A 13,607-nucleotide genomic window follows, 5' to 3' on the forward strand; every position below is an offset into this window, starting at 1 on the left:
CTACGCAGCACTTTGGAGGATCCAACGATGAACCCAGCACCCACGACGATTCAGGTCACCGGATCGGCTCCTGCCGAGAACTACGAGGTGATCGTGGGCAACGGCCTGCTGGGCCGCCTGCCCGGCCTGCTGGGCGAGCGCGTCAAGAAGGTGCTCATCATCCACCCGCGCGCCCTGCGCGCCACCGGGGACATCGTCAAGGACGACCTAGAGGCCGCCGGCTACACCGCGCTGAGCGCCGAGATCCCGGACGCCGAAGAGGGCAAGCACATCGAGGTTGCCTCCTTCTGCTGGCAGGTGCTGGGCAAGAACGACTTCACCCGCTCGGACGCCATCGTCGCCGTCGGGGGCGGCGCGGTCACCGACCTGGCCGGCTTCGTCGCCGCCACCTGGCTGCGCGGAACCAAGGTCATCCACATCCCGACCTCCCTGCTGGGCATGGTCGACGCGGCCGTGGGCGGCAAGACCGGGATCAACACCGCCGAGGGCAAGAACCTCGTCGGCGCCTTCTTCCCGCCTGCAGGGGTGCTGGTGGACCTGGACACGCTCTCCACGCTGCCGAAGAACGAATTGGTCACCGGCATGGCCGAGGTCGTGAAGTGCGGCTTCATCGCCGACGAACGCATCCTCGAGCTCATCGAGGAAGACCCGGCCGATGCCACCGACGCCACCTCGCCGCGCCTGCGTGAACTCATCGAGCGCGCCATCGCGGTGAAGGCCAAGGTCGTCTCCAACGACCTGCGCGAATCCGGTGAGCGCGAGTACCTGAACTACGGGCACACCCTGGCCCACGCGATCGAGCTGGCCGAGCGCTACTCGATGCGCCACGGCGCCGCGGTGTCCATCGGCATGGCCTTCGCCGCCGAGCTGGGCCGCAGCGTGGGGCGCACCAGCGACGCGGTCGCGGACCGCCACCTGTCCATCCTCAAGACCCTGGGCCTGCCCACCACCTACCGCGGGGACCGCTGGCAGACCCTGCTCGACGGGATGCGCCGCGACAAGAAGACCCGCGGGGACCTCTTGCGCTTCGTGGTGCTGGACGGGATCGGCCGCCCGCGCATGCTCGATGTCCCCGACACCTCCCTCTTGTTCGCCGCCTACCAGGAGATCGCAGAATGAGCATTGCAACGCACATGGACCTGACCCACACCCAGGCACTGCTGCAGGTGCCGGCGGGCGGACTGGACAGCGCCCCGCGGCAAAACATCGAATCCGGGATCCCCGGGGTGCGGCTGAACCCGACCCTGATGCGCCACGAGATCTCCGATGCCGCACTGGCCGACCACACCCTGCGCACCGGCGACCCCAGCTCCCAGGTGGTGGTGCTGCTGGCCAAGGGCGAGCTGCGTGCCGCCAGCGAGCTGGTCGCCGAGACGCGTTTCATCGACCCGCAGAACTTCGCGATGCGCGTGCTTGACACCTCCCTGACCCGCGCGGCGGGCGACGCGCCCCGGGCCATCAACCGGCTGCGCGCCCTGCTGACCGAGTTCAAGGACACCGAGCACGAGGCCATCCTGCAACAGCACCTGGGCTTCGCCTACGTCGAGAGCGGGGACCTGCTCGCCGCGGCCAACCGCTTCCGCAAGGCGCTGGACCTGCGCACCGCCGCGGATGCCGACGCCCACCTCGTCGAGTCCTCGCGCGCCTGCCTGGAATCCGTGCAGGCCCACACCGCAAACGGCGCCGGCGGTGCCGATGCCCCGCATCCGGCCGCGGTGAATGCCGCTGCCCAGCACCCGGCGCCGGCCACCGCCCCGATCCCGCTGCAGCACCCCGCAGCCGGCTGAGGCGCGAAGCGTCCGGCAAATCACTATCGCGGGGAAACCCGGAGCGCCGACTCGTGCGCTAAGCTTAATCTTGGATTTTTGACAACACGCCTGAGGGAGGCCGCTTAGCGGCGGTCTCCGTCCGCCGGCGCCTCGTGCGCATCGCGGGCCCCCGGCGATATACGGAAGAAGAGTAGATCGTGGCATCAACCACCGACATCAAGAATGGACAGGTTCTCAAGATCGAGAACCAGCTCTGGACCATCATTGACTTCCAGCACGTGAAGCCGGGCAAGGGCGGCGCCTTCGTGCGCACCAAGATGCGCAACGTGCTCACCGGCAAGGTCGTCGACAAGACGTACAACGCCGGCGCCAAGATCGAGACCGCCACCGTTGACCGCCGCGATTACCAGTACCTGTACAAGGACGGCGAAGACTTCGTGTTCATGGATCTGAGCGACTACGACCAGATCACCGTCCCGGGCACCGTCGTTGGCGATCAGGCCGGCTACATGCTGGAAAACCAGAATGCCACCATCGCCATGCACGAGGGCTCACCGCTCTACATCGAGCTTCCTTCCTCCGTGGTCCTGGAAATCACCTACACCGAGCCGGGCCTGCAGGGCGACCGCTCCTCGGCCGGCACCAAGCCCGCCACGCTGGAAACCGGTGTCGAGATCCAGGTGCCGCTCTTCGTTGAGCAGAACACCAAGGTCAAGGTCGACACCCGCACCGGCGATTACCTGGGGCGTGTCTCCTAGTGAGCGCACGCGCCAAGGCCCGCCGTCGGGCACTTGACATCCTTTTTGAAGCCGAACAACGCGATGTCTCGCCCCTGGCGGCCATGCGTTTGCGCCGTGAAGCCACGGACATCACCATCAACGAGTACACCGTCACCCTGATCGAGGGTGTCATGGGCGAGCTGGACAGGATCGACGAGATCCTCTCCTCCTACTCCAAGGGCTGGACCCTGGAGCGCATGCCGGCAGTGGACCGCACGGCACTGCGCATCGGCACCTGGGAGTTGTTGTACAACGACGACGTTCCCGACGGGGTCGCCGTGGCGGAAGCCGTCGTCCTGGTACGCGAGCTCTCCACCGACGAGTCCCCGGAGTTCGTCAACGGCCTGCTCGGGCGCATCCAACAGATGAAGCCGACGCTGCTGGCCTAGCCGCACGACCCTTCACCACCGCCGGCCGGCGTTTAACGGAAAATCGACAGGTCACCGCCGTGCCGGCACCGGGGGACCCCACGGCGTGGGGAGCGGTGCGGGGACAGTGAAATGTGCCACACTGTGTGCTTGGGCCGCAGAAACCATCGGCTGCTTGGTTATCTTCCCGACACCACTCGCGTCCACCTAGATCTGAGGAGAACCCTTGAACTGGCTCGACCGCTCCCGCTCCCTGGCCCCTGCGGGCTTCAACCGCTGGCTCATCCCGCCGGCCGCCCTGGCGGTGCACCTGTGCATCGGCCAGGCCTACGCCACCAGCGTGTACAAGTCGGCGCTCATCGGCCACTTCGAGGTCTCGCAAACCGCCATCGGGGTGATCTTCTCCATCGCCATCGTGATGCTGGGCCTCTCGGCGGCCTTCATGGGCACGTGGGTCGAGCGCAGCGGACCGCGAAAGTCGATGTTCGTCGCCGCGGCCTTCTGGGGCGCGGGCTTCCTGGTCGGCGCCGCCGGGATCTTCACCGGCCAGCTGTGGCTGCTCTACCTGGGTTACGGCTTCGTCGGCGGCATCGGACTGGGCATCGGGTACATCTCCCCGGTCTCCACGCTCATGAAATGGTTCCCCGACCGCCCCGGCATGGCCACCGGCATGGCGATCATGGGGTTCGGCGGCGGGGCGCTGATCGCCTCCCCGATGTCCACCGGACTGCTGAAGTTCTTTGACGGGTTCGACCCGGTCGCCGACGGCGCCGACTGGGTCGCCTCGGGCACCTCGGTCGGCAAGCTGTTCCTGGCCCTGGGCCTGGTCTACTTCGTGGTGATGATGTACGGGGTGGCCAGCATCCGCGTCCCGGCCCCTGGCTGGAAGCCACGCGGCTGGGACGAAACCAAGACCCAGTCCTCCGCCATGGTCACCACCGCCCACGTCTCGGCCGCCAACGCCATCAAGACCCGCAGCTTCTGGATGCTGTGGACCGCGCTGTTCCTCAACGTCACCGCCGGCATCGGGATCCTCGAACAGGCCTCGCCGATGATCCAGGACTTCTTCCGCGGCGCCGACGGGAATTCGGCCGTGAACGCGGCGGTGGCCGCCGGCTTCGTGGGACTGCTGTCCATCGGCAACATGGCCGGGCGCTTCATCTGGTCAAGCACCTCGGACGTGATCGGGCGCAAGCGCATCTACATGGTCTACCTGGGCATCGGCGCGCTCTTCTACGTGGTGCTGGCGTTCTTCGGCGGTGGATCGATGCTGCTCTTCGTCGCCATGGCCGTGGTGATCATCAGCTTCTATGGCGGCTCCTTCGCCACCGCGCCTGCCTACCTCAAGGACCTCTTCGGCACCTTCCAGGTCGGGGCGATCCACGGGCGCCTGCTCACCGCCTGGTCCGCGGCCGGCATCGCCGGGCCGCTGATCGTCAACGGGCTGCTTGACGCCCAGGGCAAGCCGGGGACGATGGTCGCCCACAACTACCTGCCGGTGCTGCTGACCATGGTGGTGCTTCTGGTCATCGGCTTCATCTCCAGCACGCTGATCAAACCCGTAGATCCGAAATTCCACGAGCCGGAGGAAGAACTTGCCTCCGCCACCCCGAAGGGAGCCTAGATGCGCGCGCAACAGCCCGAATCCATCGATGCGGCAGACGTTCCGGTGAACCCGTCACTGGGCCGGTTGGTCTTCGGCTGGCTGCTGGTCGGCGTGCCGCTGGCGTACGGCGTGGTCACCACGCTGTCCCGGGTGGGCCAGCTGTTCCAATAGGTGCCGCAGGCGCGGGACCGGCCGGGGGAGTGGCGGTGGCCGAGGTCACGGCAACCGTCTCGCCGGGCGATTCGCGGCTACAGGCCGACGAGCAGCTGTGCCCGCTGGTGGTGGGACTGGTGCAGCAACGCCGTCTCGCGGGCCAGGTCCTCCGCGGAGCCGTGGCCGGCAACGATCCGCTGGCGCACCGCGGCAAGGTTCATGGCGGTGGTGGTGAACTGGCGCATTTGCCTGCTCCTGCCGATTTCGGACGCCCAGCGCCGGGCCCGGCGCCGCCCTGCACGCGTGGCAAACATCGCAACCTCCGCGTCGGTGAACCAGCCGGCATTCCGGTAGTCGCCCAAACGCCGCTCGGCAAGCTTCCGCTCGCCCCGCTGGAGCAGGAACACCGCGATGATCGAGGCGACGAACAAGGGCACCTGCAGCAGGAAGTAGAAGCTCAGGAAATCGTCGAAGAGGATCCCCACCCCGCCGTTCCACAGGAAGTGGCCGATCATCGCCGGGAGAAGGCCCACGAGCAGGTACAGCGGCCAGCGGCCCCGCCGGCCCCGCTCGGCACAGAGCCCCAAGGCAAAACCGGTCCAAGCGGTGAACATCACATGGGCGAAGGGGGAGAAGAGCCCGCGCAGCACAAATACCGTCGCCAGCTCGCCCGGTGCACCGGGTTCGGCATAGCTGGACCCGAAGTAGAGGATGTTCTCGGTGAACGCGAAGCCGGCGCCGACAATGCCGCCGTAAACGATCCCGTCGATGGGCCCGTCGAAATGGGCGCGGTTGATCCAGAAGATCAGCAACACCCCGGCGCCCTTGGTCAGCTCCTCCACGATCGGAGCCTGCACCACCGCGCCGAAGAGGTCCATGTCCAGGCGTCCGGCAGGGTCGAAGAACAGCTCCATGAACACGTCGCCCACCATCAGGGACCCTGCCACCGAGGCCCCGGCGCCCCACAGCAGCCCCAGCGCCAGCAGGGCGCGTGGTTCCGGGTCCCAGCGATCCACCCAGCGCAGCCCCAGCAGGCACAACGCCAAGGGGACCATGGCCAGGGCACCGAGCCACAGCACCGTGCCGGAGCCGAAGATCCCGGAGAGGAACCAGGCGACAAGCAGCAGCACCGCGGTGCAAGCCACCAGCGCCAGCGTCACGACGCCGCCGGTGCGGGCCGCCCGCGTACCGCCGGAAAGCGGTGGCGGGGGGACGGCACCGGGGGCCGCGGGACCCGTCCAGGGGTCCAGTGGCGCGGAGTTCGGGGAGGACTGCGGGGGCTGTGAGGTAAAGCGCATGTCTCAAATCCTACGTGGAGCACCCGCTGTGCTAATTTTGATGGAGCAAGCAACCTTTAAATTCCGTCCAGTGAGGCGGGGAAGGAGGCCGCACATGAGCAACGAGCCGAACCATGCCCGTGCCACGGCGCCCGTCAGTGCCCGAATTGTCCTCTCCAGCGAAGACATCGACCGGGTCATCACCCGCATCGCCCACGAAATCATCGAGGCGAACAAGGGGACGGCTGATCTGGTGCTCCTGGGCATCCCCTCCCGCGGCTTCCCCCTGGCCCAACGGCTGGCGCAGCGCATCGCCGCCACCGAGCCGGGCCTGGACCCCCAAGCCATCATCGGCCAGCTGGACGTCACCATGTACCGCGACGACCTGCGCCACTCCACCACCCGCACCCCGGTGCCCACGCGCCTTCCTGCAGGCGGCATCGACGGCAAGGTCGTGGTGCTGGTGGACGACGTGCTGTACTCCGGACGCACCATCCGCGCCGCCCTGGACGCCATCGCCGACCTGGGCCGCCCGCGCATCGTCCGCCTGGCGGTGCTGGTTGACCGCGGCCACCGCGAACTTCCCATCCGCGCCGACCACGTCGGCAAGAACCTTCCCACAGCCACCACCGAAAAGGTGCGCGTGCACCTTGAAGAGGTCGACGGGGAAAACAACAACGAGGTCGTCATCGAGGCACACGCATGAAACACCTGCTCTCCACCCTCGACCTTTCGCGCACCGACGCGATCCGCATCCTGGACATCGCCGAGGAAATGGCAGCCGTGGGCACCCGCGAGGTCAAGAAGCTTCCGGCGCTGCGCGGCCGCACCGTGGTCAACCTCTTCTTCGAGGACTCCACCCGCACCCGCATCTCCTTCGAGGCTGCAGCCAAGCGCCTGAGCGCCGACGTCATCAACTTCTCCGCGAAGGGCTCTTCGGTCTCCAAGGGCGAATCGCTCAAGGACACCGCGCAGACCCTGCAGGCCATCGGCGCCGACGCGGTGGTCATCCGGCACGGCGCCTCCGGGGCCCCGGCCCGCCTGGCCGCCACCGACTGGATCGACGCCCCGGTGGTCAATGCGGGGGATGGCACCCACGAACACCCCACCCAGGCACTGCTGGACGCTTTCACGCTGCGCACCCACTGGTCCAGGATCCGCGGGGAGAGCTCGCTGGGGGCTGACCTTTCCGGCATGAAGGTCGCCATCGTCGGGGACATCCTGCACTCCCGGGTCGCCCGCTCGAACCTCTGGCTGCTGCGCACCCTGGGCGCCGAGGTCACCATGGTGGCACCTCCCACGCTGCTGCCGCACGGCTCCACCGCCTGGCCATGCACCATCAGCTACGACCTCGACGCCACGCTGGCCGGCGGCGTCGACGCGGTGATGATGCTGCGCGTGCAGGGCGAACGGATGCACGCCTCCTACTTCCCCAACACCCGCGAGTACTCGCGCCTCTGGGGCTTCGACGACGCCCGGCTGGCGGCGCTCGATGCGCAGCCGGGGACCGAGACCATCATCATGCACCCGGGCCCGATGAACCGCGGCCTGGAAATCTCCTCGGCCGCAGCCGACTCGCCCCGCTCCACCGTGCTGGCCCAGGTGGCCAACGGCGTCGCGGTGCGCATGGCCGTGCTGTACCTACTGCTATCGGGGGACCAGCAGCGTCCCGCCGGCCTCTAAAGAACTTGTCAAGAAACGGGAGCGAATCCTCATGAGCACCACCAACAACGCCTATCTCATCCGCGGCGCCAAGCCGCTGGGCAACGGGGCCAGCGACATCCTGATCCAGGACGGCGTGATCGTCGCCCTCGGCGCAGACGCTGCAACGCACGGCGCCGCGGCCACCGCCACGGTCATCGAGGCCGCCGGCCAGATCGCCCTTCCGGGCATGGTCGATATCCACACCCACCTGCGCGAACCTGGCCGCGAGGACGCCGAGACCGTGGAGACCGGAACCCGCGCCGCCGCGCTGGGCGGCTTCACCGCCGTGCACGCCATGGCCAACTCCAACCCCGTGGCCGACACCGCCGGGGTCGTCGAGCAGGTCTGGTCCCTAGGCAAGCGCTCGGGCTGGGTCGATGTGCGCCCGGTCGGCGCCGTCACCGTCGGCCTGGCCGGCGAGCAGATGTCGGAGATCGGGGCGATGGCCGATTCCCGGGCCAAGGTCCGCGTCTTCTCCGACGACGGCATCTGCGTCTTCGACCCGCTGATCATGCGCCGCGCGCTGGAATACGTGAAGGCGTTCGACGGCGTCGTCGCCCAGCACGCCCAGGAGCCCCGGCTCACCGAGGGCGCCCAGATGAACGAGGGCGAGGTCTCCGCGGTGCTCGGCCTTGCCGGCTGGCCCGCCGTCGCCGAGGAATCGATCATCGCCCGCGACGTGCTGCTGGCCGAACACGTCGGCTCCCGCCTGCACGTCTGCCACGTCTCCACCGCCGGGAGCGTCGAGATCATCCGCTGGGCCAAGTCCCGCGGCGTGAACGTCACCGCCGAGGTCACCCCGCACCACCTGTTGCTGACCGACGAACTGGTCAAGAGCTACGACCCGGTCTACAAGGTCAACCCGCCGCTGCGCGCCGAGTCCGACGTCATGGCGCTGCGCGCCGGACTGGCAGACGGCACCATCGACGTCATCGGCACCGACCACGCCCCGCACCCCTCCGAGGCGAAGGAATGCGAGTGGGCCGCCGCAGCCATGGGCATGACCGGGCTGGAAACCGCGCTCTCGGTGGTGCAACACACCATGATCGAGACCGGCATGATCACCTGGGCGGACTTCGCGCGCATCACCTCCACCGCCCCGGCCGCCATCGGCCGCGTGGAAGACCAGGGCCGCTCGCTGGAAGTCGGCGAGCCGGCCAACATCACGCTGGTGGATGCCGACGCACGCTGGGTCGTCGACCCGTTTGCGATGGCCACCAAGGGGCGCAACTCCCCGTTCAAGGGCCTGACGCTGCCGGGCAAGGTCACCGCCGTGTTCTTCCACGGGCACCCCACGGTGCTGGGCGGCAAGTTGAACACCCCTCGCATCACCGAGGCCGCCTAAATGGGCCAGTACACCGCCGCCGTCGTCATCACCTTGGCGATCGTCGTGCTGCTGGTGGCACTGATCCTGCTGGGCTGGCGCAACCGCCTGCGCCGCCAGGCCTCGGTGCCCGCCCCGACCCCGGTTCCCGTGGACGCGCTCGGCGCGCCCGCACTCGGCGCGCCGCTCGGTGAGCCGTCCGAGGGCGTCTACGTGTGCACCACCACCGCAGGCGACTGGCTTGACAGGATCGCCGCGCACCGCCTCGGCATCCGCACCAACGCGGATCTGTCCATCCACGCCGCCGGAGTGCTGCTGGCCCGCCACGGCGCGGCGGATCTGTTCATCCCCGCCGCTTTCCTCACCGGCGTCTCCCGGACCAGCGGCATGGCCGGGAAGTTCGTGGAGAAGGACGGCCTGCTGGTGATCAGCTGGATGCTGGGCACCAAGGCCGTGGACACCGGCTTCCGCCCCCGCTACCACCAAGAACTCCCGGACCTCGCCGCGCGGATCGCCGCGCTGGCAGGCACCGGAACAAACGACACGCAACCACCCGCCGAAACAAAGGAAAACCAGTGACAGCAGTACAGGGAACCGAGCAAGCCCTCTTGGTGCTCGAAGACGGACGGGTTTTCCGTGGCCGTAGCTACGGCGCGATCGGCACCGCCTTGGGCGAAGCGGTCTTCTCCACCGGCATGTCCGGCTACCAGGAGACCCTCACCGACCCCTCCTACGCACGCCAGATCATCGTGCAGACCTTCCCGCACATCGGCAACACCGGGGTCAACGACGACGACGCCGAGTCCACCCGCATCTGGGCCGCCGGCTACGTGGTCCGCGACGCCGCACGCCGCCCGTCGAACTGGCGCGCCCAGCGCAGCCTCGACGAGGAACTGCGCACTTACGACGTCGTGGGCATCCAGCAGGTCGACACCCGCGCGCTGACCCGCCACCTGCGTGACCGCGGCGCCATGAAGTCGGGCATCTTCTCCGGTGCCGCCGCCAAGGCGAGCGTCGAGGAACTGGTGAAGGCCGTCAACGCCCAGCCGTCCATGGAGGGGCAGAACCTCTCCGAGTTGGTCTCCACCAAGGAGGCCTACACCGTCGAGCCGAAGGACCACGGATTCGCCGGCGAGCCTCTGTTCACCATCGCCGCGATCGACCTGGGCATCAAGGCGATGACCCCGCAGCGCTTCGCCGAGCGCGGCGTGCGCGTGCACGTGCTGCCCTACAACGCCACCTTCGAGGACATCACCGCCACGGGCGCCGACGGCGTGTTCGTCTCCAACGGCCCCGGCGACCCGGCCACCGCCGCAACCCAGGTGGAACTGGTCCGTGCGGTGCTGGATGCGAGGATCCCGTACTTCGGCATCTGCTTCGGCAACCAGATCCTGGGCCGCGCCCTGGGCTACGGCACCTACAAGCTGCGCTTCGGCCACCGCGGCATCAACCAGCCGGTGCTCGACAAGGCCACCGGCAAGGTGGAGATCACCAGCCAGAACCACGGCTTCGCCGTCGACGCACCCCGCGAGGGCGCCTCGAACGCCCCGCTGGATCGCTTCGGCCGCGTCGAGGTCAGCCACATCTCGCTCAACGATTCCGTCGTCGAGGGCCTGGCCTGCCTGGACATCCCTGCCTTCTCGGTGCAGTACCACCCCGAGGCGGCCTCCGGCCCGCACGACGCCAGCCACCTGTTTGACAGGTTCATCAGCAACATGCGCGCGGCACAGAACACCGCCGCCACCGCATCCACCCAGGGAGAGAAGTAATGCCGAAGCGCGAAGACCTCAAGTCAGTCCTGGTCATCGGCTCCGGGCCGATCGTCATTGGCCAGGCCGCCGAATTCGACTACTCCGGCACCCAGGCACTGCGGGTGCTCAAGGAGGAAGGCCTTCGGGTCATCCTGGTCAACTCCAACCCGGCCACCATCATGACCGACCCGGAGTTCGCCGACGCCACCTACGTCGAGCCGATCACCCCGGAGGTCGTGGAGAAGATCATCGCCAAGGAACGCCCCGACGCGATCCTGCCGACCCTGGGCGGTCAGACCGCCCTGAACACCGCCATCGCCCTGGACAAGGCAGGCGTGCTGGAAAAGTACAACGTCGAGCTGATCGGCGCGAACATCGAGGCCATCGAGCTCGGCGAGGACCGCGAGAAGTTCAAGGGCGTCGTCGAGCGCTGCGGCGCCGAGAGCGCCAAGTCGGTCATCGTGCACACCATGGACGAGGCCTTCGCCGCCGTCGAAATCCTGAACTACCCCGTCGTGGTGCGTCCCTCCTTCACCATGGGCGGACTGGGCTCGGGCATGGCGTACGACGCGCAGGACCTGCGCCGCATCGCCGGCCAGGGCCTGCAGTACTCGCCGACCACCGAGGTGCTCCTGGAGGAGTCCATCCTCGGCTGGAAGGAGTACGAGCTGGAAATGATGCGCGACAAGAACGACAACGTCGTGGTCATCTGCTCCATCGAGAACTTCGACCCGGTCGGCGTGCACACCGGCGACTCGATCACCGTGGCCCCGGCCATGACGCTGACCGACCGCGAGTACCAGAACCTGCGCGACATCTCCATCGCGGTGATCCGCGAGGTGGGCGTCGACACCGGCGGCTGCAACATCCAGTTCGCCATCGAGCCCGACACCGGCCGCATCGTGGTCATCGAGATGAACCCGCGTGTCTCGCGTTCCTCCGCGTTGGCCTCCAAGGCCACCGGCTTCGCCATCGCGAAGATCGCCACCAAGCTCTCGCTGGGCTACACGCTGGACGAGATCCCGAACGACATCACGCTCAAGACCCCCGCGGCCTTCGAGCCTGCCCTTGACTACGTCGTGGTCAAGGTCCCGCGCTTCGCCTTTGAGAAGTTCCCTGCGGCCGACGCCACGCTGACCACCACCATGAAGTCGGTCGGCGAGGCCATGGCCATCGGCCGCAACTTCACCGAGGCCCTGCAGAAGGCCCTGCGCTCCCTGGAGCAGAAGGGGAGCGAGCTGGAGTTCAACAAGCCCATGGACTTCGAGGTCGACGAGCTGATCGCCGCCTCCGTCAAGGGTTCGACCTCCCGCCTGTCCAATGTGCAGCGCGCGCTTCTGGGCGGCGCGTCGATCGAGCGGGTCTTCGAATCCACCAAGATCGACCCGTGGTACCTGGACCAGCTGGCGCTGATCAACGAGACCGCCGCGATGATCCGCTCCAACCCGGATTTGAACGAGGACGTGCTGCGCGAGGCCAAGCGCCACGGCTTCTCCGACGTGCAGATCGCGAAGCTGACCAACAAGACCGAGGCGGTGGTGCGCGGCATCCGCCACGCGCTGGGCATCCGCCCGGTGTTCAAGACCGTTGACACCTGCGCCGCGGAGTTCGAGGCCTTCACCCCGTACCACTACTCCTCCTACGACGAGGAGACCGAGGTCGCGCTGCACGAAAAGCCGTCGGTCATCATCCTGGGCTCGGGCCCGAACCGCATCGGCCAGGGCATCGAGTTCGACTACTCCTGCGTGCACGCCACCATGGCGCTGCGGGCGGCGGGCTACGAGACAGTGATGGTCAACTGCAACCCGGAAACCGTCTCCACCGACTACGACGTCTCCACCCGCCTGTACTTTGAGCCGCTGACCCTTGAAGACGTGCTGGAAGTCATCGCCGCTGAAGAGCGCACCGGCGGGGTCATGGGTGTGTTCGTCCAGTTGGGCGGCCAGACCCCGTTGAAGCTGGCCCAGGAACTGGCCGACGCCGGTGTCCCGATCCTTGGCACGTCCCCCGAGGCGATCGACCTGGCCGAGCACCGCGGCATGTTCTCCCGCGTGCTCGATGACGCCGGCCTGATTGCCCCGAAGAATGGCACGGCCGTGTCCTTCAACGACGCCAAGAAGATTGCCGACGAGATTGGCTACCCCGTGCTGGTCCGCCCGTCCTACGTTCTGGGTGGCCGCGGCATGGAGATCGTCTACGACGAGGCCAACTTGTCCCGCTACATCAAGAACGCCACGGAAATCACCGAGGCACACCCGGTCCTGATTGACCGGTTCCTGGAAGACGCCATTGAAATTGACGTTGACGCGTTGTTCGACGGCAAGGACATGTACCTCGGCGGCATCATGGAGCACATTGAAGAGGCCGGCATCCACTCCGGCGACTCCGCCTGTGTGCTGCCTCCCATCACCTTGGGCAAGGACGTCCAGGACCGGGTGCGGGCAGCGACCCGCGCCATCGCCGAAGGCGTGGGCGTCCGTGGCCTGATCAACATCCAGTTCGCCCTGGCCGCTGACATCCTGTACGTGCTGGAAGCCAACCCGCGTGCCTCACGCACCGTGCCGTTTGTGTCCAAGGCAACAGGGGTTCAGATGGCCAAGGCCGCAGCCCTGATCGGTGTTGGCGTGTCCATCGCCCACCTGCGCAGCGTCCACCACATCCTCCCCGAGGTTGGCGACGGCGGCACCCTGCCGGACAGTGCGCCGGTATCCGTCAAGGAAGCCGTCATGCCGTTCAACCGCTTCCGCACCCCCGAGAGCCACGTTGTTGACTCCCTGCTGGGCCCGGAAATGCGTTCCACCGGCGAGGTCATGGGCATCGACAAGCACTTTGACACGGCCTTCGCCAAGAGCCAGGCTGGCGCCAACAACGCCCTG

At 67.6% G+C, this 13,607-nt stretch carries 13 protein-coding genes; 12 read left to right on the forward strand and 1 reads right to left on the reverse strand.

What is annotated here, in order from left to right; translation table 11 throughout:
* Nucleotides 1-27: 27 nt before the first annotated feature.
* The 6 genes from aroB (at nucleotide 28) to ACLQ7E_RS18535 (ending at nucleotide 4,693) form a co-directional block, all read left to right on the forward strand.
* Complete coding sequence (aroB, locus tag ACLQ7E_RS18510) at nucleotides 28-1,119, forward strand: 3-dehydroquinate synthase (RefSeq protein WP_411734049.1); 1,092 nt, start codon at nucleotides 28-30, stop codon at nucleotides 1,117-1,119.
* Nucleotides 1,116-1,787 (forward strand): hypothetical protein, encoded by a 672-nt coding sequence (locus tag ACLQ7E_RS18515; protein ID WP_411734050.1) that lies wholly within the window; start codon nucleotides 1,116-1,118, stop codon nucleotides 1,785-1,787. The genes aroB and ACLQ7E_RS18515 overlap by 4 nt, the downstream gene beginning before the upstream one ends.
* Before the next feature lie 179 nt (nucleotides 1,788-1,966).
* On the forward strand, nucleotides 1,967-2,527 hold the full coding sequence (efp, locus tag ACLQ7E_RS18520; RefSeq protein WP_132363691.1) for an elongation factor P: 561 nt from the start codon (nucleotides 1,967-1,969) through the stop codon (nucleotides 2,525-2,527).
* Entirely contained in the window at nucleotides 2,527-2,937 is a 411-nt protein-coding gene (gene nusB / locus ACLQ7E_RS18525) for a transcription antitermination factor NusB (RefSeq protein ID WP_411734051.1), read from the forward strand. The genes efp and nusB overlap by 1 nt, the downstream gene beginning before the upstream one ends.
* 205 nt (nucleotides 2,938-3,142) lie before the next feature.
* The gene (locus ACLQ7E_RS18530) at nucleotides 3,143-4,540 is read left to right on the forward strand and encodes an OFA family MFS transporter (RefSeq protein WP_411734052.1); all 1,398 of its coding nucleotides are present in this window, start codon (nucleotides 3,143-3,145) and stop codon (nucleotides 4,538-4,540) included.
* The gene (locus ACLQ7E_RS18535; RefSeq protein WP_411734053.1) at nucleotides 4,541-4,693 is read left to right on the forward strand and encodes a hypothetical protein; all 153 of its coding nucleotides are present in this window, start codon (nucleotides 4,541-4,543) and stop codon (nucleotides 4,691-4,693) included.
* Between the two features lie 77 nt (nucleotides 4,694-4,770).
* Here ACLQ7E_RS18535 and ACLQ7E_RS18540 read toward each other — a convergent pair whose 3' ends face one another.
* Nucleotides 4,771-5,973, reverse strand: a complete 1,203-nt coding sequence (locus ACLQ7E_RS18540) for a PrsW family intramembrane metalloprotease (RefSeq protein WP_411734054.1) — start codon at nucleotides 5,971-5,973, stop codon at nucleotides 4,771-4,773.
* A gap of 94 nt (nucleotides 5,974-6,067) precedes the next feature.
* On the opposite strand from ACLQ7E_RS18540, the gene pyrR reads away from it, so the two are divergent.
* The 6 genes from pyrR to carB all read left to right on the forward strand — a co-directional run.
* On the forward strand, nucleotides 6,068-6,658 hold the full coding sequence (gene pyrR, locus ACLQ7E_RS18545) for a bifunctional pyr operon transcriptional regulator/uracil phosphoribosyltransferase PyrR (protein ID WP_411734055.1): 591 nt from the start codon (nucleotides 6,068-6,070) through the stop codon (nucleotides 6,656-6,658).
* Entirely contained in the window at nucleotides 6,655-7,635 is a 981-nt protein-coding gene (locus ACLQ7E_RS18550; protein WP_411734056.1) for an aspartate carbamoyltransferase catalytic subunit, read from the forward strand. The genes pyrR and ACLQ7E_RS18550 overlap by 4 nt, the downstream gene beginning before the upstream one ends.
* A 31-nt stretch (nucleotides 7,636-7,666) precedes the next feature.
* A complete protein-coding gene (locus tag ACLQ7E_RS18555) occupies nucleotides 7,667-9,001 on the forward strand; it encodes a dihydroorotase (protein ID WP_411734057.1) in 1,335 nt (444 codons plus the stop codon).
* A complete protein-coding gene (locus ACLQ7E_RS18560) occupies nucleotides 9,002-9,559 on the forward strand; it encodes a hypothetical protein (protein WP_411734058.1) in 558 nt (185 codons plus the stop codon).
* Nucleotides 9,556-10,749, forward strand: a complete 1,194-nt coding sequence (gene carA / locus ACLQ7E_RS18565; RefSeq protein WP_411734059.1) for a glutamine-hydrolyzing carbamoyl-phosphate synthase small subunit — start codon at nucleotides 9,556-9,558, stop codon at nucleotides 10,747-10,749. Before ACLQ7E_RS18560 ends, carA begins: the two co-directional genes overlap by 4 nt.
* Nucleotides 10,749-13,607, forward strand: a 2,859-nt coding sequence (carB, locus tag ACLQ7E_RS18570; RefSeq protein ID WP_411734060.1) for a carbamoyl-phosphate synthase large subunit, incomplete at its 3' end; no start/stop codon positions are given. The genes carA and carB, both read left to right, overlap by 1 nt.

Origin of the sequence: Paeniglutamicibacter sp., assembly GCF_046714615.1 — a bacterium.
Classification (GTDB): domain Bacteria; phylum Actinomycetota; class Actinomycetes; order Actinomycetales; family Micrococcaceae; genus Paeniglutamicibacter.